General features: G+C 69.8%; 24 protein-coding genes and 1 tRNA gene. 16 read left to right on the top strand and 9 right to left on the bottom strand.

Annotated elements, in window-relative coordinates:
- Positions 1-77: 77 nt before the first annotated feature.
- The 4 genes from sbnB to ACZ7NC_RS06020 all read left to right on the top strand — a co-directional run bounded on the left by sbnB (position 78) and on the right by ACZ7NC_RS06020 (position 3745).
- Positions 78-1109 carry a 2,3-diaminopropionate biosynthesis protein SbnB gene (gene sbnB, locus ACZ7NC_RS06035; protein ID WP_471485297.1) on the top strand — a complete coding sequence of 344 codons (1032 nt, stop codon included), beginning with the start codon at positions 78-80 and terminating at the stop codon, positions 1107-1109.
- A gap of 87 nt (positions 1110-1196) precedes the next feature.
- Positions 1197-1673 carry a MaoC family dehydratase gene (locus tag ACZ7NC_RS06030; RefSeq protein ID WP_471485295.1) on the top strand — a complete coding sequence of 159 codons (477 nt, stop codon included), beginning with the start codon at positions 1197-1199 and terminating at the stop codon, positions 1671-1673.
- A gap of 144 nt (positions 1674-1817) precedes the next feature.
- Positions 1818-3137, top strand: coding sequence for a sensor histidine kinase (locus ACZ7NC_RS06025; RefSeq protein ID WP_471485293.1), 1320 nt, complete (start codon positions 1818-1820; stop codon positions 3135-3137).
- Complete coding sequence (locus ACZ7NC_RS06020) at positions 3101-3745, top strand: LuxR C-terminal-related transcriptional regulator (RefSeq protein ID WP_471485291.1); 645 nt, start codon at positions 3101-3103, stop codon at positions 3743-3745. The genes ACZ7NC_RS06025 and ACZ7NC_RS06020 overlap by 37 nt, the downstream gene beginning before the upstream one ends.
- 99 nt (positions 3746-3844) lie before the next feature.
- Here ACZ7NC_RS06020 and ACZ7NC_RS06015 read toward each other — a convergent pair whose 3' ends face one another.
- Positions 3845-4402, bottom strand: coding sequence for a CGNR zinc finger domain-containing protein (locus tag ACZ7NC_RS06015; RefSeq protein ID WP_471485289.1), 558 nt, complete (start codon positions 4400-4402; stop codon positions 3845-3847).
- Positions 4403-4499: 97 nt separating this feature from the next.
- On the opposite strand from ACZ7NC_RS06015, the gene ACZ7NC_RS06010 reads away from it, so the two are divergent.
- Complete coding sequence (locus tag ACZ7NC_RS06010; RefSeq protein WP_471485287.1) at positions 4500-5372, top strand: alpha/beta fold hydrolase; 873 nt, start codon at positions 4500-4502, stop codon at positions 5370-5372.
- A gap of 94 nt (positions 5373-5466) precedes the next feature.
- A complete protein-coding gene (locus tag ACZ7NC_RS06005) occupies positions 5467-6390 on the top strand; it encodes a hypothetical protein (protein WP_471485285.1) in 924 nt (307 codons plus the stop codon).
- A gap of 99 nt (positions 6391-6489) precedes the next feature.
- On the opposite strand, the gene ACZ7NC_RS06000 is transcribed toward ACZ7NC_RS06005, so the two are convergent.
- Positions 6490-6936, bottom strand: a complete 447-nt coding sequence (locus tag ACZ7NC_RS06000) for a hypothetical protein (RefSeq protein WP_471485283.1) — start codon at positions 6934-6936, stop codon at positions 6490-6492.
- 128 nt (positions 6937-7064) lie between these two features.
- Here ACZ7NC_RS06000 and ACZ7NC_RS05995 point away from each other — a divergent pair, with 128 nt between their 5' ends.
- Entirely contained in the window at positions 7065-8405 is a 1341-nt protein-coding gene (locus tag ACZ7NC_RS05995; protein WP_471485281.1) for a ferredoxin reductase family protein, read from the top strand.
- 22 nt (positions 8406-8427) lie between these two features.
- On the opposite strand, the gene ACZ7NC_RS05990 is transcribed toward ACZ7NC_RS05995, so the two are convergent.
- Positions 8428-9114 (bottom strand): class I SAM-dependent methyltransferase, encoded by a 687-nt coding sequence (locus ACZ7NC_RS05990; RefSeq protein ID WP_471485279.1) that lies wholly within the window; start codon positions 9112-9114, stop codon positions 8428-8430.
- Positions 9115-9301: 187 nt separating this feature from the next.
- Here ACZ7NC_RS05990 and ACZ7NC_RS05985 point away from each other — a divergent pair, with 187 nt between their 5' ends.
- A complete protein-coding gene (locus tag ACZ7NC_RS05985; protein WP_471485278.1) occupies positions 9302-10639 on the top strand; it encodes a YncE family protein in 1338 nt (445 codons plus the stop codon).
- Between the two features lie 495 nt (positions 10640-11134).
- Here ACZ7NC_RS05985 and ACZ7NC_RS05980 read toward each other — a convergent pair whose 3' ends face one another.
- From ACZ7NC_RS05980 to ACZ7NC_RS05970, 3 genes are all read right to left on the bottom strand, one after another.
- Positions 11135-11356 carry a hypothetical protein gene (locus ACZ7NC_RS05980; protein WP_149823567.1) on the bottom strand — a complete coding sequence of 74 codons (222 nt, stop codon included), beginning with the start codon at positions 11354-11356 and terminating at the stop codon, positions 11135-11137.
- Positions 11357-12267: 911 nt separating this feature from the next.
- Positions 12268-13218, bottom strand: a complete 951-nt coding sequence (locus ACZ7NC_RS05975; protein ID WP_450950035.1) for a hypothetical protein — start codon at positions 13216-13218, stop codon at positions 12268-12270.
- Positions 13219-13602: 384 nt separating this feature from the next.
- Positions 13603-13675 (bottom strand) — tRNA-Arg (locus ACZ7NC_RS05970).
- A gap of 490 nt (positions 13676-14165) precedes the next feature.
- Here ACZ7NC_RS05970 and ACZ7NC_RS05965 point away from each other — a divergent pair.
- The 6 genes from ACZ7NC_RS05965 (at position 14166) to ACZ7NC_RS05940 (ending at position 17735) form a co-directional block, all read left to right on the top strand.
- The gene (locus ACZ7NC_RS05965) at positions 14166-14660 is read left to right on the top strand and encodes a MarR family winged helix-turn-helix transcriptional regulator (protein WP_471485276.1); all 495 of its coding nucleotides are present in this window, start codon (positions 14166-14168) and stop codon (positions 14658-14660) included.
- Positions 14661-14815: 155 nt separating this feature from the next.
- Complete coding sequence (locus ACZ7NC_RS05960; RefSeq protein ID WP_471485274.1) at positions 14816-15424, top strand: DsbA family protein; 609 nt, start codon at positions 14816-14818, stop codon at positions 15422-15424.
- 45 nt (positions 15425-15469) lie between these two features.
- A complete protein-coding gene (locus ACZ7NC_RS05955; RefSeq protein WP_471485273.1) occupies positions 15470-16276 on the top strand; it encodes an MBL fold metallo-hydrolase in 807 nt (268 codons plus the stop codon).
- A 2-nt stretch (positions 16277-16278) separates the two neighbouring features.
- A complete protein-coding gene (locus ACZ7NC_RS05950; protein WP_471485271.1) occupies positions 16279-16689 on the top strand; it encodes a nuclear transport factor 2 family protein in 411 nt (136 codons plus the stop codon).
- Positions 16690-16724: 35 nt separating this feature from the next.
- Positions 16725-16859 carry a hypothetical protein gene (locus tag ACZ7NC_RS05945; protein WP_471485269.1) on the top strand — a complete coding sequence of 45 codons (135 nt, stop codon included), beginning with the start codon at positions 16725-16727 and terminating at the stop codon, positions 16857-16859.
- A 279-nt stretch (positions 16860-17138) separates the two neighbouring features.
- Positions 17139-17735 (top strand): NADPH-dependent FMN reductase, encoded by a 597-nt coding sequence (locus ACZ7NC_RS05940; RefSeq protein ID WP_471485268.1) that lies wholly within the window; start codon positions 17139-17141, stop codon positions 17733-17735.
- Positions 17736-17873: 138 nt separating this feature from the next.
- On the opposite strand, the gene ACZ7NC_RS05935 is transcribed toward ACZ7NC_RS05940, so the two are convergent.
- A complete protein-coding gene (locus ACZ7NC_RS05935; RefSeq protein WP_471485266.1) occupies positions 17874-19556 on the bottom strand; it encodes an IclR family transcriptional regulator domain-containing protein in 1683 nt (560 codons plus the stop codon).
- A gap of 179 nt (positions 19557-19735) precedes the next feature.
- Entirely contained in the window at positions 19736-21016 is a 1281-nt protein-coding gene (locus tag ACZ7NC_RS05930) for a M6 family metalloprotease domain-containing protein (RefSeq protein WP_471485264.1), read from the bottom strand.
- A gap of 260 nt (positions 21017-21276) precedes the next feature.
- Between ACZ7NC_RS05930 and ACZ7NC_RS05925 the strand changes: the two genes are divergently transcribed.
- Both ACZ7NC_RS05925 and ACZ7NC_RS05920 read left to right on the top strand, forming a co-directional pair.
- Positions 21277-21921: a TetR/AcrR family transcriptional regulator gene (locus tag ACZ7NC_RS05925; protein ID WP_471485262.1), complete on the top strand. Its 645-nt coding sequence runs from the start codon at positions 21277-21279 to the stop codon at positions 21919-21921.
- A gap of 179 nt (positions 21922-22100) precedes the next feature.
- Positions 22101-23642: an MFS transporter gene (locus ACZ7NC_RS05920; protein WP_471485260.1), complete on the top strand. Its 1542-nt coding sequence runs from the start codon at positions 22101-22103 to the stop codon at positions 23640-23642.
- A 113-nt stretch (positions 23643-23755) separates the two neighbouring features.
- Here ACZ7NC_RS05920 and ACZ7NC_RS05915 read toward each other — a convergent pair whose 3' ends face one another.
- Entirely contained in the window at positions 23756-24295 is a 540-nt protein-coding gene (locus tag ACZ7NC_RS05915; RefSeq protein WP_471485258.1) for a MarR family winged helix-turn-helix transcriptional regulator, read from the bottom strand.
- Positions 24296-24455 lie beyond the last annotated feature (160 nt).

Raw genomic sequence — 24455 nt, 5'->3', positions numbered from 1 at the left:
CGGGGTTCGGCCCCGGCCCCCGGACCCGGACTCGGATCCCGTACGACCTTCCCACTCTTCTCAGGAGCAGCATTCCCATGAATCAGGTCCCTCCCTTCGCCGTGGTCTCCGGCGCCCAGGTGCACGAGGTGCTCGACGGCCACGAGAAAGAGGTCGTCGCGGCGGTCGAGGCCGCCTACCGGCTGCACGGCGAGGGACAGACGGTCAACCCCGACTCGTACTTCCTGCGCTTCCCGGACCGCCCCTCGTCCCGGATCATCGCCCTGCCCGCCTCGGTCAAGGGCGAGGTGGGCGTGCACGGCATCAAGTGGATCTCCAGCTTCCCGGAGAACGTCGCCGCGGGCATCCCGCGCGCCTCGGCCGTGCTGATCCTCAACGACGCCGAGACCGGCTACCCCTTCGCCTGTCTGGAGAGCTCCATCATCAGCGCCGCCCGCACCGCGGCCTCGGCGGCGCTCGCGGCCGACCGGCTCAGCGCGGCGCGCGGCGGGAAGCCCACCCGGGTAGGCTTCATCGGCGTCGGCCTGATCGCCCGCTATCTGCACACCTACCTCGCCGCCACCGGGTTCGACTTCGACTCGATCGGGGTGCACGACCTGTCCGCCGAGCACGCGGAGGGCTTCTCGGGCTACCTGAGGCGCGCGGAGGGCGACGACGTCGAGATCACCGTCCACGACAAGGCCGAGGACCTGATCCGCGCATGCGACCTGGTCGTCTTCGCCACCGTCGCGGGCGAACCGCATGTCACCGACCCGCAGTGGTTCACTCACAACCCGCTGGTGCTGCACGTCTCGCTGCGCGACCTGTCGCCCGAGATCGTCCTCGGCTCGTGGAACGCCGTCGACGACATCGAGCACTGCATGAAGGCCAACACCTCACCACACCTCGCCGAACAGCGCGTCGGCCACCGGGACTTCGTCGCCGGGACGCTGTACGACGTGCTCACCGGAAGCATCACCCCGCCGTCCGACCGCCCGGTGATCTTCTCGCCGTTCGGCCTCGGCGTGCTCGACCTGGCCGTCGCCAAGTACGTCCACGACCGGGTCGCGGAAGCGGGCCAACTGCACACCGTGCCCGGCTTCTTCCACGAACTGAAGCGGTACGGCTGACACCTCGCTGACAGCGCGCTGACGCCACGGACCCGTGGCCGAGGCGCGCCTTGTCCCGTTCTCCCACCCCCGAACAGAATCGGAGCCATGAGATCTTTCGCCAGTCTGGCCGATTTCTCCGCCGCCACCGGTGAACACCTGGGCTACAGCGATTGGCTGGAGGTCACCCAGGGCAAGGTGGACCAGTTCGCCCAGGCCACCGGCGACCTGCAGTGGATCCATGTGGACCCCGAGCGGGCGGCGAGCGGCCCGTTCGGCGGGACCATCCTGCACGGCTACATGACCCTCGCGCTGCTGCCGGAGATGATGCGCGCGATCTTCGACATCGAGAACATCGAGATGGGCGTCAACTTCGGCCTGGACAAGGTCCGTTTCCCGCGCCCCATCCCGGTCGGCGCCCGCGTCCGTGGCGGCGCCAAGCTCACCGGCGTGCGCGAGACACCCGCCGGCCACCTCGCCGCCGTACGCATGACGGTGCAGGTGGAGGTCGACGGACAGCCGCAGTCGGCCTGTGTGGCGGACACGCTCTCCCTCTTCATCGCCCCTGATCCCGCGGGCGGGTAGAAGAACCGGGTAGAAGAACCACCCCTTTCCGGCCGCCCAAGAGGGGAGTTTTTCCCACCGCGGCAGCACCCCGACCGTCGCCACAATGAGGGCACGGGCGCTTCGGCCCACGTACCGCACAGGCAGCAGAGAGGAGCGAGTCGTATGGACCGCACGATGCAGCTCGGGGTGAACCGCCCGCCGGACGGGATCAGGGGATTCTCGGTCGCGGCAGGGCTAGTTGGACTGCGGCGGGCGATGACCCTGTGCTGGATGTCCATGGCGGCCTTCGGCCGGTCCCTGGCGGTCTCCGGCGCGATCTGGCTGGTGGGACCCGGCCTCGGTGTGGTGCCGCGCGCCATGGAGGGCGTGCGCAACCTGGCCGCCCAGCAGCGCGCACTGGCGCTGCGCTGGTCGGGCGTGGAGATCCCCGGCCCGCCCGGCCCGCTGCCGCCGGTGCCCGAGGGCGCCTCCGGGGCGGCCGCCCGCTACCGGTGGATCATGAGCGACCCGCAGACCCGGCGGGAGTGGGTCTGGGTGCTCGTCGACCCGCTGGCCGGCGCGTTCTTCGCGTTCTTCCCGCTCGCGCTGATCCTCAGCGGCGTGTGGGGCGTCTTCCTCGCCTTCTTCGGTGTCCCGCTGTCCGTCGAGTGGGACGGGCTCTGGTACCAGTTCATCCCGATCGAGGGCCAGGCCACCGCCGTGCTCGCCGGTGTCCTCGGCGTCCTCCAGCTGCCGCTGGCCCTGTGGTCGGCGCCGCGCGCCGTACGCCGGCACGCCCTCTACACGCGCTCGATGCTCGCCCCGAGCGAGAGCGAGATGATGGCCGGCCGTATCCAGCACCTGACCGCCACCCGCTCCGACGCCGTCGACACACAGATGGCCGAGATCCGCCGGATCGAACGCGACCTGCACGACGGCGCCCAGGCCCGCCTGGTGGCGATGGGCATGACCCTGGACGCCGCCGAACACCTCCTGGAGACCAACCCCGAGGCCGTCCGCGCCCTCCTCATCGAGGCGCGCGAGTCCTCCTCCAAGGCGCTGGAGGAACTGCGCAACCTGGTCCGCGGCATCCACCCGCCGGTCCTCGCCGACCGTGGACTCGCCGATGCCGTACGGGCGTTGGCCATGGTCTGCCCGGTCCGCACCGAGGTTCACGTCGACCTGCCGGGCCGGCCGGAGATGCCGGTCGAATCGGCGGCCTACTTCGCGATCTCGGAGATCCTCACCAACGTCGCCAAGCACTCCGGCGCCGACCGGGCCTGGATCGACATCCGTTACGATCGCGGGATGCTGCGCATCACCGTCACGGACGACGGCCACGGCGGCGCGGACGCCTCGCGCGGCAGCGGACTGCGGGGCATCGAGCGCCGGCTTGCCACCTTCGACGGGGTGCTGGCCGTGAACAGCCCCGTGAACGGACCGACCATGGTGACGATGGAGCTTCCGTGCGTATTGCCCTCGCCGAAGACCACTTCCTCCTGAGGGACGGACTCATCCGCCTGCTCGGCGCCCACGGCCACGAGGTCGTCGCCGCCGTGGACAACGGTACGGAACTGCTGGACGCGCTCATCAGGGAGCAGCCGGACGTCGCGGTCGTCGACGTCCGGCTGCCGCCGACGTTCACCGACGAGGGCCTGCGCGCGGTGCTGGCGGCCCGCGAACGGATGCCGGAGCTGCCGGTGCTGCTCCTCTCCCAGTACGTCGAGCCGCTCTACGCCCGGGAGTTGCTGACCAGCGGCGGCCGGGGCGTCGGCTACATGCTGAAGGACCGGGTCACCAACGGCGGCCAGTTCCTGGACTCCATCCGCCGGGTGGCCGAGGGCGGCACGGCGATGGACCCCGAGGTGATCTCCAAGCTCCTGGTCCGCAAGGAGCGCGACGAGGCCGTGGGCAGCCTCTCCGGACGCGAGCGCGAGGTGCTGGAGTGGGTGGCGCAGGGGCGCTCCAACGCCGGTATCGCCCAAGGGCTGTTCATCTCGGAGAAGGCCGTCGCCAAGCACATCAGCAACATCTTCACCAAGCTGGGCCTGCTGCCGGGGGATGCCGACAACCGGCGGGTACTGGCGGTGCTGGCGTATCTGGACCAGTGACGAGCCCTGCGTACGTTGGCCAGAACATCACGATGAACCGTCACCCTGCCGAGGTGCAGGGCGGTTCGACTCGCCGCCCGTCGGGCAACCCGCCGTCGGCTACCCGGACTTGTGGCGCTGGTAGTGGCGGGCGACCCGCATCCGGTTGCCGCAGCGGGCCGCCGAGCACCAGCGGCGGCGCGGGTTGGTGGGCAGAAAGAGCATCACGCAGTCGTCGGCCTCGCACTTACGGATCTTTCCCACCGCCGGATCGGCCAGCAGCTCGGCGGCGGCCTCGGCCAGCCCGGCGGCCAGCCGCAGACCGGGTGAGCCCGCGCGCCGCCGCGTGACGGCCACGGCCGTCCCGTCCCACACCAGCTCACTGATCGCGGGCGCGGCACGCTGCGCCTCGTTGAGCGCCTCCATGTCCTCGGCCGGGGGCCGCTCACCCCGGCGTACGTGGTCGAGGGCGCGCGCGGTGTGCTCTCGTACGGCGAGCACGGCGTCCAGCTCCGCGGCGGTGACCTCCCGCGGCACGTCGTCCGGGATCCGCTCTGCCTCAAGAGCCCACCAGGCCCGCAGGCCGTCCGGCGTGGTGAGCAGGTCACCGGTGGTCGGGTGGGTGTTGACCAGGTCCAGCGCCAGGGGCTCGCCGGTCAGCGGTGCGGGGTCAGTCATACGGCTAATGGTACAGGGAAGGGTTGACACGTTAGTCGCCGACGGAGCACTATCTAATGCATAAGCGACCACTCAGGGAATTAGGGAGAGGCAGGTCATGCTCACCGCACCCACACCCACCCGCCACCGCCACCTCGACGTCGACGGCGTCCGCGTCTTCTACCGGGAGTCCGTCCCCGACCGCGCCGACGCACCCGTACTGCTGCTCCTGCACGGCTTCCCGTCCGGCTCCCACCAGTTCCGTGGCCTCATCGACGCCCTCGGCTCGCGGTACCGGCTGATCGCCCCCGACCACGCCGGCTTCGGCCACACCCTGGCCCCCGAAGGCTTCACGTACACGTTCGACAGGCTCGCCGACATCACCGAGGGCTTCGTCCGGGGCCTGGGCCTCGACCGGTTCGTGATGTACGTCTTCGACTTCGGCGCCCCCATCGGCCTGCGCGTCGCCGAGCGCCACCCGGAGTGGATCGCGGGGCTGGTGGTCCAGAACGGCAACGCCTACGAGGAGGGCCTCTCGGACATGGCCCTCGGCCTGATCGGCCTCACCCCCGAGACCCCCGGCGTCGACGAGACCATCGCCGGCGTACTCACCCTCGCCGGCACCCGCAGCCAGTACGAGACCGGCGTCCCCGACCCCGACCTGATCGCCCCGGACGGCTGGACCCTCGACCAGCACTTCCTTGACCAGCCGGGCCGCAAGGAGGCCCAGCGCTCACTCATCCTCGACTACCGCTCCAACTTCGCGCGCTACCCCGACTGGCAGGCATGGCTGCGCCGCCACACCCCGCCCACCCTGATCACCTGGGGCCGTCACGACCCCTTCTTCACCGAGCCCGGCGCCCGCGCCTACCTGCGCGACCTGCCGGACGCCGAACTCCACCTCCTCGACACCGGCCACTTCGCCCTGGACACCCATCTGCCGGAGATCGCCCCGCTGATCGCTGACTTCCTCGACCGCGCCTGGAAGTAACCGGACCTGCGCGCTCCGCACCAGGGGTGGGAAAATCGATACGACCCTCTGTGGCGCGGGATCCATGTGGCGCCGGCGCGGAGAGCCAACATCGATGGACCTGTACCTGGACCTGGACCTGGACATGGACCTGGACACTGTCGCCGACGAGCTGTACAGGCTGCGGCCGGAGGAGTTCACCGCCACCCGCGCCGCCCGCATCGCCGCGGCCCGCACGGCCGGCGACCGAGCCCTCGCGGACCGCATCGGCAAGCTACGGCGCCCGAGCCTGTCGGCCTGGGCCAGCAACCTCCTGGTCCACGAACGGGGGAGCGAGGTCGAACCGTTGCTCCGCCTCGGCGAGGGCCTGAGACAGGCCCACCGCGACCTGGACGCCGAGCAGCTGCGAGAGCTGAGCCGCCGCCAGCGGGTCCTGATCAACACGTTGTCCCGCCAGGCCGGCCAGCTGGCCGCACAGGCGGGCCACCCGATCACGGAAGCCGCCCGCCACGAGGTGGAGAACACCCTGCGCGCCGTCCTCGCGGATCCCGAGGCGGCCAAGCAATGGGCGAGCGGCAGACTGGTCAAACCCCTCACCGCCGACACGGGCTTCCCCACCACGCCCGAAGCCGCCCCCGCGACACCACGCCCCACCGCAACCCCCCGCCCGGCACGCCCCGCCTCCAAGGCCACCAAGGCAGCCACCAAGGCCGCCACCGCGGAACACCGCCGACGGCTCACCCGGGCCCGCAAGGAGGCGGACGAGGCCGCGCGGGAACTCCGGACCCGGGAGAAGGAGGCGGCCACAGCGAGCCGCGAGGCCTTCGCGGCCAAGAAGCACTGGGACGAAGCTCAGCAGCGCGTCAGCGACCTGACCACCGAACTCCAACACGCCAAGGAGCAGCAACAGCAGGCACGTTCCGCGGAACAGTCGGCCCGGGAGCACGCACGCGCGAGCGACCGCAGGCTCAGGGAGACGAGGCGCAGGGCGGAGGCGGCAGCGGCGGTGGTGGAGCGACTCAGCACACAGGAGCCGTGACACGCGAAGCGCGGACGCCCTCCCGAGACGCCCTCCCGAGACGCCCTCCCGAGACGCCCTCCCGAGGGGCCGTCCCTAGGGCCCCCGCGCCGCAGATCCCTACCGGCTCCCCAGCGTTCCGATCCGCCCGAAGCCCGCCCCGCTCTTCGGGCACACCCAGATCGCCGTATCGCCGGCGACGGTAGCCGTGAGCGGATGGGTGTCCGGATGCTCCGGACAGTGCGGCCACACAGCCGACACACCCTCCGACCACAACGCCTCGACAGCCCACTCCTGAACCTGATCCGCGAGGTTGGCAACACGCTCCGCCGGGCTGACGCCCAAGGACGGGTCGATGCCCTGCCCACTCCCATCGGGCGCATACATCATGAGCCCCAACTCGGCGTCCTCCTCCAGCCGCGGCCGTACGGCGCACTGCGCACGCAGGTCGCGCAGAACCGCGTCCAGGACGTGCGCGATTTCCTCGTCCGACATCCCCTGCCCACCCCCACCCATCACCGGATCGCCGTCCCAGCCTATGGGGTGGAACGGGATGCTTCCCGGCATGAACGGATCGGGCCCGCGAGCCGTATCCTTACCCGATCGAGGTGCGCATTCGGCTGAATTCCTCGGTCTTCATGGGGTTTGTGCACACGGTCGTGAGTACAGCGGCCACCGGGGGATGAGGGGCAACCATGACGACGGCGAGTAACGCGGTGCGCAGCGGCACCGTGCTTCCGGTGTACGCGGCGCGCTGGGCGATGTGGACGTTCGTCATCGTCAACGTGGTGATCGTCGAGGCGTTGTTCCTCAGCGCCGGTTCGGGCAAGAACGGTGTGCTGACGGTCGCCAAGTTCTTCGGACTGCACGCGGCCCTGCTGATGCTGTTCCAACTGCTGCTGGTGGCCCGGCTGCCGTGGCTGGACCGCCGTATCGGAATGGACCGCCTCACGGTGTGGCACCGCTGGGTCGGCTTCACCCTGCTGTGGACCGTCCTCACCCACGCCACCCTGGTGGTGCTCGGCTACGCGACGCTCGACGACACCTCCATGGGAAAGACCTTCGTCGCGCTGAGCGGGGTGCCGGCCTCCCTGCTGGGCATGCTCGCCGCGGCCGTCATCGTCGTGATCGCCGCGATCTCCACCCGTTCCCTGCGGCGCCGGCTGCGGTACGAGGTCTGGCACGGTCTGCACCTGCTGCTCTACGTCGCCCTGGGCCTGGCGTTCGTCCACCAGTTGCAGGAGACGACGACGTTCACGTCCTCCGCGTTCGCCACGGCCTACTGGTGGATCCTGTGGCTGTTCGCCTTCGGCGCGCTGGTGACCGGGCGGCTCGCCATGCCGCTGTGGCGCAACGCCTACCACCGCTTCCGCGTCGCGGCCGTGGTGCCGGAGTCGGACAACGTCGTCTCCGTGTATGTCACCGGCCGACACCTCGGCAAACTCCCCGCCCGGGCGGGCCAGTTCTGCATCTGGCGGTTCCCCGGACACCACCACTGGTGGCTGGCCAACCCCTTCTCCCTGTCGGCGGCGCCCGACGGACAGGGACTGCGCCTGACGGCGAAGGCGGTTGGCAGCACCAGCGCCGGCCTGCGGAACGTCCCGGTCGGTTCTCGTGCCTTCGTCGAGGGACCGTACGGGGCGTTCACCTCGCTGCACCGCAGCCGGCCCGGCGCCCTGCTGATCGCCGGCGGCGTGGGGATCACACCCGTGCGCGCCATGCTGGAGGAGCAGACGACCGGCGACGTCGTCGTGCTGTACCGGGTTCGCAGCGAGGCCGACGCCGTGCTGCTGAACGAGGTGCGCCACCTGGTGGCGCTACGGGGCGGACGATTGCACCTGCTCACCGGCCGAACGGCCGAGGGCGGCACCCCACCCTTCGCCCCGGAGAGCCTGCACCGGCTGGTCCCCGACATCACCGAACGCGACGTGTACGTCTGCGGCCCGCCCGCCATGACCACGGCCGTACTCTCCGGCCTACGCGACCTGCGGGTCCCGGCACGACAGGTGCACGCGGAGAGGTTCGGCCTGGCCTGATCCCTGGCCTGACCCGTCGCCGTCACAGGCGGCCCGCGGACGCCGGTACTGCGCGACTCTGCGTCACACGCCACAACCGGCGGGGAAGCTCGCCCTCGGCGAAGGCATGGACCTCGTCCAGACTCCAGCCGTCGGCGAGAGACTCAACCAGCTCCCGGCCGAAGAAGTGCACAGCGAAACCGCCGTGCTCGAAGATGTCGTCACCGTGACCGACACCTGTCCCGTAGTGGGCGTCACCGGTATGCCGCACCGTGTAGACGAACACCCCACCCGGCCGCAACACACGCCGCACCTCGCCCACCAGGCGGTGGATCTCCTCGGTGGACAGGGCCATGCACAGCAGCATGTGCGCGAAGACCGCGTCCACGGACGTCTCCGGCAGGGGCAGCGGCTCGCGCACATCGTGAACCAAGGTGGTCACCCGCTCGCCAACGCCCCGCGAACGGGCCGCGTCACGCAGTTGCTCCAGCCCGACGGGACTGAAATCCGTGGCCTGGACCCGGAACCCCTGCTGCGCGAAGTAGAGCGCATCCCGCCCATGCCCGGCCCCCAACTCCAACACGTCGTCGGCACCGGCGTCCCGGAAGACGGCGGCGGCATGAACGGCGGCGGAGGAGGGCTGCTCCCCGTACATGTGCGGGTGGGCGCGGTAGGTCCGCTGCCATTGAGCACGCTGACCTTCCGCGAGCCCGTCCTCGTCGTCGCTCATCCCCGCTCCTCCTGACGCTCCACCGCCTCCGTAAGCAGAAGTGGATCACAGCAAGGGCCGGCCCGAGAGGTTCAGGCCTCCGCCCCGGCCGGACACTCGCGAGGTGCGTGACACATGCCCACCGCCCTGCGCTGTTCGAACGGGAGGTCGAAAACGACCGGCCCAACTCCGAGGAGGTTCTGTTCACTTGCGCATTCACAGACGCACCGCCGTCGCGGTCGCAACGGCACTGATCGGCTCGCTGACCCTGATCGGGGCGGGGACGGTGACTGCCACGGCCGAGGAGACGAGCGTGGCGCTGCCCAGCTCCTCGTTCCGGGACATCGTCGTCGACGGAGTGCACGACCAGGTGTTCGTCAGCGACCCGAGTGGCGGCAGCATCGTCGTCACCGACTACGCGGGCGCGGTCGTCCGGCAGATCACCGCCGAGGAGGGGGCCGCCGGCCTCGTGCTCTCGGCGGACTCCAGCAAGCTGTACGTGGCCCTGTCGACGGCTGGCGCTATCGCCGAGATCGACACCGCCACCCTCACCGAGACCAACCGCTACCCGACCGGCGCGGACACCTCGCCCCAGAGCCTGGCGATGGCGGGCGGCAAGCTGTGGTTCGGCTACACGGTCGGCAGCAGCGGCGGCATCGGCTCGCTCGACGTGGCCTCTCCGGCCCCGACGGCGACGCTCGTCCCGAGCGGCCGGTACTGGTACTACGCCCCGGCCCTGGCATCGTCCCCCGCCGACCCGAACACGCTGGTCGCGGGCGAGGAGGCCGTCAGCCCGGCCACCCTCGCGGTGTACGACACGGCGACCGGCACCCTGCAGAGGCGCACCGAGCGCAGCTTCACCTCGTCGCCGTCGATCTCGTACCTCAACGACTTCGCGGTGACGGCCGACGGCCAGAACATCGTCGTAGCCGCGAACAACCCGTACGACCACCAGATCGTCCGCGTGTCCGACCTGTCGTCGAACGGCTCCTACTCGAGCTGGCAGTTCCCGAACGCGGTGGCCGTGGCGACCGACGGAACGGTGGCGACGGGCGCGGACGGCGACTTCGTGAAGACCTACCGCCCGGGCTCCACCTGGCCGTCGCTGCACGAGTACGCCGTGAACGACCTCCAGCGCGACGGCCTCGCCTGGGCCCCGGACGAGAACCGCCTCTTCGCGATCACGGGCTTCTCCTACGGCAGCGCCCCCACCCTCCACGTCCTCCCGGACGCGGGCAAGCTGGACACCACACTCAGCCTCCAGGCCCCCGCGACCTCCCGCAAGGGCAAGGACCTGACCATCACCGGCTGGCTGCAGGCAGCGGAGCCCTTCCCCGCGGGCACGACGGTGGAAGTGATCCGCACGGACGCGGAACACCCGACCGGCACCCCGGTCGGCACCTTCCCCATCTCCACGGCGACGGGCGAGTTCACCTTCACGGAAAGCCCGCGCGAGACGGGTGACATCACCTACACCGTCACGTACAAGGGCGACGGCCAACACATCCCCGCAACGACCCGGACGACGGTGACGATCACCAAGTAGCCCCGCCACGTTCCTGCCAGACCTGGATGCTGAATGCCAATGGCCACCAACGAAAGCTCGTAGGTGGCCATTTGGCCATTGGGCCATTCGGCCGACAGCCCGGCGGAATTCGAACCTGCGACACCCGCTACAGCACAGAGGTCGGGGCGTCTGGCCGGCGACCTGCGGCTTGTCTGATCGGACTCACGGGAACGGATGCGCCTGTGTTGACCGGAGACAGCCCGCGGGTAGCTGTCGAGCCCACCCCTAGGCAGCCTTGGTCCGCGCCGCACGCGTGCCCGGGGCGGGCTCCGGTGCGTCCTCGGGCCAGAACAGCTCCTCTTCCCCGAAGTCCGGGGCCTGGAAGGGCGTGGTCGTCGGAGGAGGCGATACCGCGGTGGAACGGCGCGGTTGCCCTTCCGGGGCGGAGAACAGCGAGGTCGAGTCGATGAGAGGTCTGCCTTTCGTTACAGGTCCCTGAGGGGGCCTGGCGTGCCGTGACCGGGCACAGCGGTTCTACAGCTTGGTCATCTTGGCGTACGGGCTCAAGATCCGCATTTGCGCCGAGCCGAAATCCACGAGCGCCGCGATGCCGTCCTCGATGCCGATGACCCGGCCGAGGCCGTACATGTCATGGGTGACCTGGTCGCCCACGGCGAAGTGCTTGGGAACGGGTGCGACCGGGGCCTTGAAGGGGCTGGTAGGCAGGTGACGCTTCGGTGCCGCAGGTTTAGTCATGGCTAAGTATGAGCCTACGTGCGGCCTGCTCGCTGTGGCCGTCGGCACAAACCCGGACGGGAGCAACCGCTTCACGCCGCTGACCTGGCATTTCCCGATCTGTTGAGACCCCAGGTCAATCCTCCTGCACTTGCTGGTCAAGATCGGAAAGAGAACAGCTGTGAATGAGCCGCCCCGCACAGGAACAGATCTGGTCTTCACCCAGCACCACCACTTCCAGATCACGGACCCACAGGGCCCCCTGGCCGGCGACCTCGACGCCCCCGACAGCAGCACCCCCAACGGCCTGCTATCCGCCTCCGGCGGCGCCATCGAGGTGACAACCGGGATCCACACCGGCAGCGTTTTGTTTCCTCGTCTTGCCTGGTCAGGCACGGTGCCCCGGGCAGGATTCGAACCTGCGACACCCGCTTTAGGAGTTTTCCCGGGGCGGGGCTGTGACCTGCGGAAACGTCGGCTACCGGGCGTCTGGCCTGGGCAAACACCCCTCCGTAGTTCTCACGTCTTCACGGGGTGTCCCGGCCTCATGTGTGCTGAATCCGTGCGCATCGTCTCTCGCGCTGGGATCAGTCCTGGCAACCGGCTGGCGATTTCAGCGCACTGAACCCGTGGAGGGTGCAATACAGGAACTCGGGCATGTGTGTGATCAACAGATGGTGGCCGCCGGTGGTGCCCGAGGCGGTCCGGGCCCAGGCACCGAGGGGGAGCGAGTGATCACGAACCGGGAGGGAAGGGGCTTAACGCTCTCTCAGGCGATCACATGCCCAACAACGTGACGACGCCGTGCGCAGGGCGACAGTCATGCCAGCCGGTGAACGATGTCGGAAAGCCGTATGCGGGAGAACCGCACGTATGGTTCGAAGCGGCGGGGACTGGACAGGGAGCGGCAGCCACCGCGCCAGTCCCCGATGCTAAGAGGCTCGGTTTTGGGCAAGCGCCGGGTTCTGGGTGGGGGTGTCGGTCGGGGCCGGGACGTCCTTCCCGGCGTTCTCCGGCGCGCCGAACCAGGCCACCGCGACCGCGCCCGAGACCGCCAGGACGAAGCCGGTCACCGCCAGCCAGGCGAAGCCGGGGCGTGACGCGTCCCCCAGCCACCAGACGCCGATCATGCCGGGCAGCACGGTCTCGCCGACCACCAGCGCCGCCGTCGCCCCGTTCACCGAGCCGATCTGCAGCGCGACGGTGTGCAGGTACATGCCGCCGATTCCGGCGACCAGAATGGCGTACAGGGCCGGGTCGGTGAGCAGCGTGGCCAGGTCGAACGGATCGATCCCGTTCAGCACTCGCACGCCCACGCCCAGCGCGCCGAAGCCGAGACCGGAGAGCAGACCGGCCAGGATCGCGGCCCGGGCGCCGAGCAGCCGGACCAGGACCGTGCCGCCCGCCATCAGCAGCAGTGAGATCGTGAGGAGCCACCAGTGGGTGGTGATCGGCGTGTGCCCGCTGCCCTCAGAGCCCGCCGCGCTCGCGAGCAGCACCAGCGCCGAGCAGACGACTGCGATCGAGGTCCACTCCGCCCGGGTCAGCCGGATGCCGAGCAGCTTGACGCTCAGGACGGCCGTGATGACGAGGTTGGCGCTGATGACCGTCTGGGAGAGGAACAGCGGCAGCAGGCGGGCGGCGAGCGCGCCGAGTCCGAAGCCGACGAAGTCCAGGACCGTGCCGACGATGAATTCCCAGGTCATCGCGGCCTGGGCAGTGGAGGAGAGACTGGGGCCGCCATGCGCGGTGACCTGTCCGGTGGTATGCCCGGCGGCGGCCGCCTCGCGGCGGGCCGACTTGCGGGAGCCGACGGCCTGGAGGACGGAGCCCGTGCCGTAACAGATCGAGGCCGCAACGGCGGTCAGGAGTCCTATGAGCACCGAGCGCTCCGTTCAGGGGGGTGGTTCCTGGCTGTTCTCCCTGCCAGACGAGGGATCGACCGCCCGCGTTGCGTGAACCGGGTCTGCGTCGAGATGGACGTGAAGAAGGCCGTCCGGTATCCCGCAGGGGACGCGCGATCAAGCGGAGATGCCCGCTGCGTGTTCGGTCGCAGCAGGCCACGGGCTGCGACCGCCAGCAGCGGAGACACCACCACTGCGGCCAAACAGGACCATCGGCTGGTGCCGCCCCTGAACGCCGGATCCGTTGGATGCGGACTCTCCGAACGGGCTTGAGGTTGGTGTTTGCCATGCTGATGGCCAATGCCACGGCTACGACGAACAGCGCGCCCACCCGAGAGAGGTAAACGCGCTGGTCAGACCCTGTGCCCCCGGCAGGATTCGAACCTGCGACACCCGCTTTAGGAGAGCGGTGCTCTATCCCCTGAGCTACGAAGGCGGGGGCTTGTAGAAAACCTTGTTGAAAACCCAGGCTGCGGATCTTCGACGAGGAGTACAAGCCCGCTGGTCAAACGTAGTGCGACGCGCTCTGCACTGTCATCTGAGCAGACAGGGCGACGTACCAACGGCTGACCAGGGACAGCCTAGCGGATGCGCGCCAGCGACTGTCCTCTGTATAGGGGCAGGAGAGCGGAGAGGCGAGCTGGAGTGCCTCTGATCTGCAGCTTCTGTGACCTGCAGCGAATGATTGGTGGGCGTTGTGGGGGCAGAGGTCAAGGGTGATTGGACCGTTCTGCTCCATGCGTCAGCTTGTGGGGCCACTGGGCGCTGTCTCGCTGGCGTCTGGCACGGCGCGTCGTCCCTTGTTCCGGGAGGCCGGGGAGGCCGCGGAGGCCGCGGAGGGCCGACTGGTCCGGCTGCCTCCGCTACCCCGCGTGTCCGTACATGATCGGTACGGTGGTACCGGGACGACGAGGGGCGGTGTGTCCGTGGGTGAGGAAGCGGAGATCGGGACGGCGAAGGAGGCTGCCGACCACGAGCTCATCCTGGCGTTCGGGCGGCTGCAGGGGGCGGCGAACCGGCTGGAGTACATCCTCGGCCGGGCGCTGGAGGTGGAGTGCGGCATCAGCCATCTGGTCTTCGAGGTGCTGCTGATCCTCGGGCGCGCGGGCGAGCCGGGGCTTCCGATGCGTGCCATCGCCCAGGAACAGGTGTTGACCACGGGCGGTGCCACCCGGCTGGTGGATCGCATGGAGGCGGCGGGTTTCGTGACGCGTGCGGACTCCCCCGACGACCGGCGCGGAAAGCTGGTGCGGCTGACGCCGCTGGGCGAGGAGACGGTCGTGCGCGCGTCCCGGGTGCACCTGGAGAACATCAAGCGGTACCTCGTGAATCCCTTGCCCGAGGCGGATCGGAAGCGGTTCGCGGAGGATCTTCGGATCCTCAGCCACACGGCCCGGGATCTGCTGCCCCGGCTGCCCTGACCTGCGGACCAGCGGCAACGCTGGTGCAATGACGCGGTCAGCCAGACTCGTGTGCCTCACCTCACACGCATCTTGAAATATCTGACGCGTCAGTTACTGTTCTGTCAGGTGAATCGTTCGCAACCCGCGGGCGCACATCCCTGCCGAGGTCCTCGATGAAGCTCGTCTACGTCTTCGACGCCTACTGCGGCTGGTCGCACGGGTTCTCCGGAACACTGAGCGAGGTCGCCGCCCGTCACCCCGAACTGCCGGTCGAGGTCGTCTCCGGCGGCCTGTTCACCGGATCGCGCCGGGTACCGATCCGCCAGTTCGGCTACGTCCAGGGCGCGAACGCCAAGATCGCCGAGCTGACCGGCGCCGAGTTCGGCGAGGCGTATGAGCGGCTGATCGCCGACGGCTCCTTCGTGATGGACTCCGAGGCCGCCGCGCGCGGTGTCGCCGCCCTGCGCCAGGTCGCTCCCGCTCGCGTGGCGGAGCTGGCCGCGGCCCTGCAGGCCGCCTTCTACGTCGACGGACGCAGCCTGTCCGAGGCGGCCACCTACCGGAAGGTCGCCCAGGCCGCCGGGCTCGACGCGGATACGGTCGTCGCCGCCTTCGAAGGACCCGACGCACAGACCGCGGCCCACGCCGACTTCCGCCGCGCGGTCCAGCTCGGCGTTACCGGGTTCCCCACTCTGCTCGCCGTCGACGGCGACTCCGTCACCCCGCTGGCCTACGGCCAAGCCACCGCCGACGAGGTCGACGCACGCTTCGCCGTCCACTGATCTTCCCCTGCCCCCACCCCATCCCTTGCGTAAAGGAGCCCTCGCATGAGCACCCTGTCCTTCAAGGTCCTCGACCTCGACTTCCCGGCCGGCAGCAAGAACAAGACCGCCACCCTCGTCACCGGCGAGAACGAGGCCCTCCTGGTCGACGTCGCCTTCACCCGCGCCGACGGCCACCGCCTCGCCGCCGAGATCCTCGACTCCGGCAAGACGCTGACCACCGTCTTCGTCAGTCACGCCGACCCCGACTTCTACTTCGGCGCCGAAGTCATCGCCGACGCCTTCCCCGACGCGGCCTTCGTGGCCACCCCGATCGTCATCGAACACATCCAGCACTCCTACGAGGGCAAGCTCAAGGCATGGGCCACGCTCGGCCCGAACCTGCCCACCCGCCTGGTCGACCTCACCCCGCTGACCGGCGACCTCACCCTGGAGGGCCGCCGCTTCGAGCTCAAGGGCGGCCCGGCCGCGCTGCCCGACCGCCACTATCTGTGGCAGGCCGAGCAGCGTGCCCTCCTCGGCGGCGTCCTGCTCTTCCAGCAGGAGCACGTCTGGGTCGCCGACACCCCCACCCCCGGCGACCGTGCCGCGTGGATCGACCTGCTGGACGAGATGGCCGCGCTCGACCCGCGGCTCGTCGTGCCGGGCCACCGTCTGCCCGGTACGGCGGCGGACGCGTCCGCCATCTCCGCGACCCGCGAGTACCTCCTCGCCTTCGAGGAGGAGCTCGGCAAGGCGTCCGACGGCGCCACGCTGACCGAGGTGCTGGTCAAGCGCTACCCCGACAACGGCATGCTGATCGCCGCCCAGATCGGCGCGAAGGTCGCCAAGGGCGAAATGAAGTGGGGCTGACCATGGCCGAGTTCGCGACCTCCACCGCACCCGCCGACGTCGTGCGCCGTCAGTACCTCGCCTCCGCGGCAGGTGACCTTGAGGCCCTTCGGGCCACCCTCGCCCCCGACGTGGAGTGGACGGAGATGGCCGGCTTCCCCCTCGCCGGCACCTACCGCACCCCCGACGGCGTCACCGCCGGCGTGATGGAGAAGCTCGGCCAGGACTGGGACGGCTGGACCGCCCACGACGACACCTACGTCGTCGACGGCGAGAACGTCGTCGTCCTCGCCCGCTACACCGCAACCAACAAGGCGACCGGGAAGCCGATCGCCGTCCGCGTCGCCCACCACTTCGTCGTACGCGCAGGACGCATCGTCCGCTTCGAACAGTTCGTCGACACGGCGCTCGTCCGCGACGCCATGACCCTCTGACGCACGACCCAGCACCCAGAGAGCATGAGAAGCACGTGTCCGCTGCCGACAACAAGGCGCTTGTCATCGCGTTCTACGAGCAGGCGTTCAACGGGAAGGGGCCGTGGCTTGACTGCCGTCTGGACCCACGTACGACACCATCGTTCACCGTCTTCCGGGTGAAGCATTGAGTGTGCGAGGAAGCCTTCGAGCCGACAAGAACGTGCCCGGCTTCACGTCTCTACGGGTCACTTCCAGAAGGCCGACTGACATGATCCCAGAACGCGCCCTGACCTGCGGCGTTCGCCCCGGTTGTCGGTGAGCGATGGTGCGGCTCGGTGATCTTCGGAACGTCGGCTCAGGCTCGCTTGACCTCAAGTTAAGTTGAGATTTTACGTTGTGATCGCGGGGCCCCACTCAGAGGCGCCCCGCGATCACTCCCAGCCGTTCCCCGAAAACGAGGTACACCCATGTCGCACGCCTCCCAGGCCCCGCTCAAGATCGGCGTTCTTATCGGCAGCGTCCGGCCCGGCCGGTTCGCCGACAAGGTGGCTCGGTGGTTCGTGGCCGAGATCGGGCGTCGGGGTGACATGGAGACGCATGTCATCGATCTGTCCGAGCCCGCCCTCGCCGACGAGCTCAAGCTGACCCTGGAGCGGTCCGACGTGACGGGTGACGCGCCAAGGCTTGCCCAGCGCATCGGTGGGCTCGACGGGTTCGTCGTCGTCACTCCCGAGTACAACCACGGGTACCCGGCCGCCCTGAAGCTGGCCATCGACTACGTCTACCGGGAGTGGCGGGCCAAGCCGGTCGGCTTTGTCTCCTACGGCGGCATGGCCGGCGGCCAGCGCGCCGTCGAGCAGTTGCGTCAGGTCTTCGCCGAGCTGCATGCCGTCACCCTGCGCGACACCGTCAGCTTTCACATGGCCTGGGAGCAGTTCGACGACGAGGGGCGCCCGCACGACCAGGACGGCACCACCAAGGCCGCCGATGTCCTGCTCGACCAGCTCACCTGGTGGGGGCTGACCCTCCGCGAGGGCCGCGCCGCCAGGCCGTACGACGGCTAGTTCCCTGCCCGCCAGGCCGTGCGACGTCTAGTGCCGTGCCCGGCAGGCCTTACGACGGCTGATGCCGTGCCGGCAGGCCGTACCGACGGCTTATGCCGTGCCGCCAGGCGGCCGTACGACGGCTGAACCTCCAGGCACTCAGGCCACCGACACCCGAGCAAACCGCCCCGCCACCCGAAGCTCCCCCTCCACCCGTCCAGCCGTCTCCATCAGCTCCGGCAGCACCTCCCGCACGCACTCCTCCACCGACCGTCGTGCCGCGTGCATGGCCACGTTCAGCGCGGCGACCACGCGGCCCGTTCGGTCCCGTACCGGTACCGCCACCGAGCGCAGGCCCGCCTCCAACTCCTCGTCGACCAGGGCGTATCCGCGGGTGCGGACCTCCTTCAGGGCGGCGGCCAGGGCCGAGGGGTTCGTGATTGTTTGGGGGGTGAGTGGGCGCAGTTCGACTGTCGGGGCGGTTGACTGGCGTTCGTCCGACGGGCGGTCCGCCAGCAGTACCCGCCCCAGCGATGTCGCATACGCCGGCAGCCGCGTGCCGACCGTGATGTTGACGCTCATCACCCGGCTCGTGGCGGCCCGGGCGATGTACTGGACCTCCTCTGCCGACGGTGTCAGCACCGCCAGGGACGCCGACTCGTGGACGCGGTCGGCGAGTTCGGCCAGGTGCGGGGTCGCGATCTGGGCCAGGGACGTGCGGGACAGGGGCGGGTAGCCGAGGGAGAGTACGCGGGGGGTCAGGGTGAAGGACCGGTTCCCCGACGGGCGTACCAGGCCCAGATGTTCGTATGTGATGAGCGCACGTCGGGCCGTCGCCCGGGCCAGCCCGGTCGCGTTCGCCACGTCCGTGAGTGTCAGTTCCGCCCGGCCCTCGCCGAAGGCGGTCAGTACGGTCAGTCCGCGCGCCAGTGACTCGACGAACTCCCTGCCCAGTTCCTGCTTGGAGGCGCCCGTCCAGGTCGCGAGGCCCGCCGGGACCGGGCCGGGGCGCGGCTGCGGGGCCTCGCGCAGTGCGCGTTCCATCTCGGTGACCGCCGTCCGCAGCCGGGGGAGGAGCGTGTCGCGCAGGTCCGCGGCCGTGTGCCGGCTCGTATGGCTCACCACGCTCACCACGCAGGCGATACGGCCGCCCGCCCGGGGGTCCTTCACCGGTACGGCCAGCGCGACCAGCCCCGGCTCGATCAACTGGTCGTCCAACGCCCAGCCGTCCTCCCGCGCCCGCGCCGCCCGGCGTTCGAAGTCCTCGTCGGAGGACGGGTGCACCTGCCAGGGTGCGGCCGGAAAGCCCCGGTCCTCGGGGTCCTTCGCCCGGCGCTCACGCCACGCCTGCCACTCCGGCTCCGTCCACTCCGTCGCGAACAGCGGGCCCGGCGCCGTGCGTTCGGCCGGGAGCAGGTCGCCGATGCGGAAGCTGAGGGACATCGCGCGGCGGCGGGTCGCCTGGTGAATGAAGCGGATGCCGTCACGGTCGGCGACCGCGAGCGACACCGACTCGTCCAACTCGTCGGCGAGCGCGTCCGCGTGCGCGGAGAGCAGGGCGGGCAGGCCGAGTGCGGCCAGGTAGGCGTTGCCCAGTTCCATGACGCGCGGCGCCAGGGCGATGTCACGGCCGTCGAGGCGGACGTATCCCATGCGGGCGAGCGTGGACGTGATCCGGTCCACCGTCGAGCGTGCCAGCCCGGTGCCCCGCTCCAGCCCACTCGCGCTCAGCGTCCCGCCGGCCTCCGTCAGTCGCCGCAGCACCGCGACACCCCGGATCAGCGGAGTGACCGCCTCCAACGGCAGGGCTCGGTCGTCGTCCAGGGTCGTCTTCGCGGGCATCGGCTCTCCGTACGGCGTTCGCGGCAGCCCTAACCGTAATCCGACCCCCGCGCACATACGGCAACCACCGCTTACTCGCGCGTACGGCGATCTCCGGCTCCCGCCCGCGTACGGCAATCTCCGGTTCACGCCCGGGTACGACACCCCGACCCGCCCCCACCCGCCCCCACCCGCACCCCCTACCCCCGAGTCACCCGCACCCGATACCCCCCCGTCAGATCCACCCCCACCACCGCCACCCGCACCCCCCGCTTCTCGTCGCGGAACTCCTCCCCGGGTGCGAACGTCGCGTCGGACAGCTCGGCGTGGACGTTCGCGCTGCGCGTGCACCCGCCGCTGTTCTCGTGGGAGTCGTGGACCTTCACCGGCCCCATCCCGGTGTCCACATCCGCGTCGACCCGGTAGATCAGGACGCCGGGGCGGCACACGGCCTCGTCGTTGCCCTCGCGGGTGCGTAGTTCGAGGGCGTATCCGGTGCGGCGGCCCAGGGGGACGAACACCAGCTTCGGGCCGCCCTCACGGGCCAGCGGGGTCAGGACGTACTCGGTCGTGCCCGGGGTGGCGGCGCAGCGTATCTGCGCGGCGTCCAGCCAGCCCAGCTTCCACTTGTGCCAGCCGAGCAGGTCGTTGTTGGCCCCCCAGTCCTCGCTCATGATGTCCCAGTGGCCGACCGCGCTGCCGCCCTCGGCGGTGTACAGGTCGGGCAGGCCGAAGACGTGGCCGTTCTCGTGGGGGAGGACCCGGTAACCGGTGCGGTGGTAGGTGCCGGAGCCGTCGTCCTGGCGGGAGTAGACGAAGGAGGCGTTGGCCACCGAGACCCCGTCGGCGACCGGGGCGTCGGTGTTGCCCGCGAAGGTCACTGACAGGACCGTGTCCAGGGCCGACGGGCCGGCGTTGGGTGTCACCAGCACGTTCAGGAAGTCGTACGACCGGAAGTCCACCTTCGGATCGGCCGCGACCACGATGTCCTGGACCAGCTCCCGGTAGCCGGGGTCGAACGGCGCGCCGCGCTCTATGCCGTACGCCCGGAAGGACTTGGGCATGCGCAGCCAGCCGGGGACCGGGGTCTCGGGGCGGTAGTCGAGGCGGCCGTAGGAGCTGGTGCGGAACCAGTCCTGGGTCTGCGGGAAGAACTCGGAGAAACGGTCGAGGGCGCGGCCGGGGCCGGGGGCGTCGGGGAAGTCGACCATGACGGTGAGGGCGCGCACGGTTCCGGTGGAGCGGGAGTAGCCGCGCACCGTCGGTACGCCCTCGGACATCTGGACCGTCGGCCGGCCGCTGATCATGCAGGGGCGCAGGGCGGAGGGGTGCTCCGGCGAGATCGGGCCCGCGCCGGCCACCGTCGAGGATCCCGCCGTGAGGTGCCCGGTGCCTGCCGAGGTGCTGACCGCCAGGGTCAGGGCGGTCACGGAGGCGAGGGCGGCCACACGGCGGGTGCGTATCCGACGGCTCGGCTGCATGCATGGGCCCTTCAGTCCATGGCAGCCGCCCGACTGCGTGCTGCTCCCTCTCGATCACCCTGTGTCGAGGGGTGCGCGGGCGCGCGTTGGAAGAGACCGAACGTGGGTTCTTGGGTCCGGGTGTTTGTGATTCAGGTCACATGAAATCTTTCCCGGGGCGGGAAATAACCGGGGAGCCCTTCCCCGTTTAGCCATGTGTCCAAGCGAAACGGGGACACCTTCCCCGGATCGCCCACTCACCGGAAATCGAGGAGTACACCGTGCAGACCGCGACCCCCGTAGCGCGCAAGGCGACGCGGCCGCGCGCCGACGCCCTGCGCAACCGGGAGCGGATCGTCACCGCCGCCCAGGAGATGTTCGTCGAGTTCGGCCCCGACGTGCCGCTCGACGAGATCGCCCGCCGGGCCGGCGTCGGCAACGCCACGGTGTACCGCAACTTCCCCGACCGCGACGCACTGGTCCGCGAGGTCGTCTGCACGGTCATGGACCGTACGGCGGCGGCGGCCGAGCTCGCGCTCGCGCAGACCGGGGATGCCTTCGAGGCCTTGGAGCGCTTCGTGCACACCGCCGCCGACGAGCGGATCAGCGCGCTGTGCCCGATGGTCCAGAGCACGTTCGACAAGCACCACCCGGATCTGGAGGCCTCGCGGGAGCGGGTCGAGCAGTTGATCGGGGCGATCATGGACCGCGCCAAGGCGGCCGGCCAGCTCCGCTCCGACGTGGACGTCGGCGACCTCATGATCGCCGCGGCCCAGCTCAGCCGCCCCCCTGCCGGAACCGGGTGCGACATGGCCGACCGCTATGTCCACCGTCATCTTCAGCTGTTCCTGGACGGACTGCGGGCACCGGCCCGCTCGGTCCTGCCGGGCACGGCGTTGACCATGGAGGACCTGCGCCAGGCCTGACCGGTTAGTTCAGAGCGCCACAGCAGTCACCACACCGCATCTCACCGCATTTCACCGAGACTCACCGAGTCTCACGGAATCTCGCCTCATCTCGCTGAATCTCACCGGCCGTCACAGCCGACGAGCCGTCCCCTTTCCTTTCACTTTTTCCGTCACGAAGTCCCGAAGTGGGTACCGCAATGTCTGAAACGGCCGCAAAGGCTCCCGGCAGCGCCCTCGGCGCCGTCGATCCCAACCGCTGGAAAGCGCTCGCGTTCATCGCGATAGCCCAGCTGATGGTCGTGCTCGACGCGACCATCGTGAACATCGCACTGCCCTCCGCCCAGCAGGACCTGGGCATCTCCGACGGCAACCGGCAGTGGGTCGTCACGGCCTACGCCCTCGCCTTCGGTGGTCTGCTGCTGTTCGGCGGCCGTATCGCCGACCTGTGGGGACGCAAGCGCGCCTTCGTCATCGGTCTGGGCGGCTTCGCCGCGGCCTCCGCGCTGGGCGGGGCGGCCACCAACGAGGCCATGATGTTCGGCGCCCGTGCCCTCCAGGGTGCGTTCGGCGCGCTGCTCGCCCCGGCCGCGCTCTCGCTGCTCGCGGTGATGTTCACCGACGCCAAGGAGCGCGCGAAGGCGTTCGGCATCTACGGCGCCATCGCCGGTGGTGGCGGTGCCGTCGGTCTGATCCTCGGCGGTTTCCTCACCGAGTACCTGGACTGGCGCTGGACGTTCTTCGTCAACATCCCGTTCGCCGTGCTCGCCGCGGCCGGTGCCTGGCTGGTCATCCGTGAGCCCGAGGGCAGCCGCAACCGCTCCGCGCTCGACATCCCGGGCGTCATCCTTTCCACCCTCGGTCTGGTCGCGCTGGTCTACGGCTTCACCCGTGCCGAGTCCAGCGGCTGGGCCGACTCGGTGACGGTCGGCATGTTCGTCGCCTCCGCCGTGCTGCTGCTGGCCTTCGTCCTCGTCGAGGCCAGGGTCAAGGCACCGCTGCTGCCGCTGCGCGTGGTCACCGAGCGCAACCGCGGCGGTGTCTACCTCTCGCTCGGCCTCGCGATCATCGCGATGTTCGGTCTGTTCCTGTTCCTGACCTACTACCTGCAGATCGTGAAGGGCTACTCGCCGGTGAAGACCGGCTTCGCCTTCCTGCCGATGATCGCGGGCATGATCACGGGCTCCACCCAGATCGGCACCCGACTGATGACCAGGGTCGCGCCGCGACTGCTGATGGGCCCCGGCTTCCTGGTCGCCGCCCTCGGCATGCTGCTGCTGACGCAGCTGGAGATCGGCTCCTCGTACGCCGCGCTCCTGCTGCCCGCGATGCTGCTGCTCGGCCTCGGCATGGGTACGGCGTTCATGCCGGCGATGTCACTCGCCACGCAGGGCGTCAAGCCGCAGGACGCCGGTGTCGCCTCCGCGATGGTCAACACCTCGCAGCAGGTGGGCGGCGCGATCGGTACGGCCCTGCTGAACACGATCGCCGCCTCGGCGACCACGTCCTACATCGCCGACCACATCGCCGGCGCGACCAGCCGGTCCCAGCAGCAGCTGGTCCAGCTGGAGGGCATGGTGCAGGGCTACACCAACGCGATCTGGTTCGCCGTCGGCATCCTGGTCGTGGCCGCGGCCATCGCCCTGACCTTCGTCAACGCCGGCCGTCCGGGCGGCACGACGGTGGCCTCCTCCGAGGAGGGCGCCGAGAACGAGGTCGCGGTGCCGGTCGTCGCGCACTGAGACCGGCGACGACCGTCCGGTCGTACCCCTTGGGACCGGGCGTACGTACGGGGATGGGGACGCTCCGTACGTAACGCCTCGAAGGACCTGCCCCGGCTCGCTGAATGAGCGGTTCAGCGGAGCCAGGGCAGGTCCGCACCCGCTTCACTCGGCTGCAGGCCCTCGGCGACGATCTGCATGATCTCGCCGAGGGCTTTCTGCTGCTCCGGCGTGAGCCGGTCGAACATCGCCTGACGAACGGCCTCCACATGGCCGGGTGCCGCCTCCCGCAGCATCTCCATGCCCGCGTCCGTCAGCACCGCGAACTGGCCCCGCTTGTCGTCGGGACAGTCCTCGCGCCGCACCCAGCCGCTCTTCTCCAGCCGGGCGATGGCGTGCGAGAGACGGGAGCGGGTGATCTTCGCGAGCATCGCCAGCTCGGTCATCCGCAGTCGGCGCTGCGGGGACTCGGCGAGCTTGACCAGGAGGCCGTAGTAGATGTGCGGCATGCCCGCGTCCCGCTGGAGCTGGCGGTCCATGTGGTCCCAGAGCAGGGTGGTCGCCTCGATGTAGGAGCGCCAGACCTGCTGCTCCTCGACGGTCAGCCAACGCGTTTCCTGCGGGGGTGCGGACGCGTCGGGTGCGGGTGGCGCGGAGGTCGATGCCGTATTCATGTACTCCACTGTACGAGAGCTCTCCTTGAAGTTTTAACTACCTGGGCGTACGGTTCTCTGGCAGAGGAAGCTTTAGATTTGAAGCAACCGCTGAAGCGACCGTACTGAAGTCGCCGCATCTAAGCAGCCGCATCGAAGCAAACACATCGACCTGGTTGCA

The organism is Streptomyces sp. NPDC111802, from assembly GCF_055634335.1.
This window is presented reverse-complemented; position numbering and strand designations above follow the sequence as displayed.

What these genes read in the sequence shown, in the direction of transcription:
- ACZ7NC_RS05955 (WP_471485273.1), top strand. Translation starts at nt 15,470, where the DNA reads ATGAGCACCCTGTCCTTCAAGGTCCTCGACCTCGACTTCCCGGCCGGC.
- ACZ7NC_RS06015 (WP_471485289.1), bottom strand. Translation starts at nt 4,402, where the DNA reads ATGACTGACCCCGCACCGCTGACCGGCGAGCCCCTGGCGCTGGACCTG.
- ACZ7NC_RS05940 (WP_471485268.1), top strand. Translation starts at nt 17,139, where the DNA reads ATGTCGCACGCCTCCCAGGCCCCGCTCAAGATCGGCGTTCTTATCGGC.
- ACZ7NC_RS05915 (WP_471485258.1), bottom strand. Translation starts at nt 24,295, where the DNA reads ATGAATACGGCATCGACCTCCGCGCCACCCGCACCCGACGCGTCCGCA.
- ACZ7NC_RS05950 (WP_471485271.1), top strand. Translation starts at nt 16,279, where the DNA reads ATGGCCGAGTTCGCGACCTCCACCGCACCCGCCGACGTCGTGCGCCGT.
- ACZ7NC_RS05990 (WP_471485279.1), bottom strand. Translation starts at nt 9,114, where the DNA reads ATGAGCGACGACGAGGACGGGCTCGCGGAAGGTCAGCGTGCTCAATGG.
- ACZ7NC_RS05980 (WP_149823567.1), bottom strand. Translation starts at nt 11,356, where the DNA reads ATGACTAAACCTGCGGCACCGAAGCGTCACCTGCCTACCAGCCCCTTC.
- sbnB (WP_471485297.1), top strand. Translation starts at nt 78, where the DNA reads ATGAATCAGGTCCCTCCCTTCGCCGTGGTCTCCGGCGCCCAGGTGCAC.
- ACZ7NC_RS06030 (WP_471485295.1), top strand. Translation starts at nt 1,197, where the DNA reads ATGAGATCTTTCGCCAGTCTGGCCGATTTCTCCGCCGCCACCGGTGAA.
- ACZ7NC_RS05960 (WP_471485274.1), top strand. Translation starts at nt 14,816, where the DNA reads ATGAAGCTCGTCTACGTCTTCGACGCCTACTGCGGCTGGTCGCACGGG.
- ACZ7NC_RS06025 (WP_471485293.1), top strand. Translation starts at nt 1,818, where the DNA reads ATGGACCGCACGATGCAGCTCGGGGTGAACCGCCCGCCGGACGGGATC.
- ACZ7NC_RS05995 (WP_471485281.1), top strand. Translation starts at nt 7,065, where the DNA reads ATGACGACGGCGAGTAACGCGGTGCGCAGCGGCACCGTGCTTCCGGTG.
- ACZ7NC_RS06010 (WP_471485287.1), top strand. Translation starts at nt 4,500, where the DNA reads ATGCTCACCGCACCCACACCCACCCGCCACCGCCACCTCGACGTCGAC.
- ACZ7NC_RS06000 (WP_471485283.1), bottom strand. Translation starts at nt 6,936, where the DNA reads ATGCCGGGAAGCATCCCGTTCCACCCCATAGGCTGGGACGGCGATCCG.
- ACZ7NC_RS05935 (WP_471485266.1), bottom strand. Translation starts at nt 19,556, where the DNA reads ATGCCCGCGAAGACGACCCTGGACGACGACCGAGCCCTGCCGTTGGAG.
- ACZ7NC_RS05920 (WP_471485260.1), top strand. Translation starts at nt 22,101, where the DNA reads ATGTCTGAAACGGCCGCAAAGGCTCCCGGCAGCGCCCTCGGCGCCGTC.
- ACZ7NC_RS06005 (WP_471485285.1), top strand. Translation starts at nt 5,467, where the DNA reads ATGGACCTGTACCTGGACCTGGACCTGGACATGGACCTGGACACTGTC.
- ACZ7NC_RS05930 (WP_471485264.1), bottom strand. Translation starts at nt 21,016, where the DNA reads ATGCAGCCGAGCCGTCGGATACGCACCCGCCGTGTGGCCGCCCTCGCC.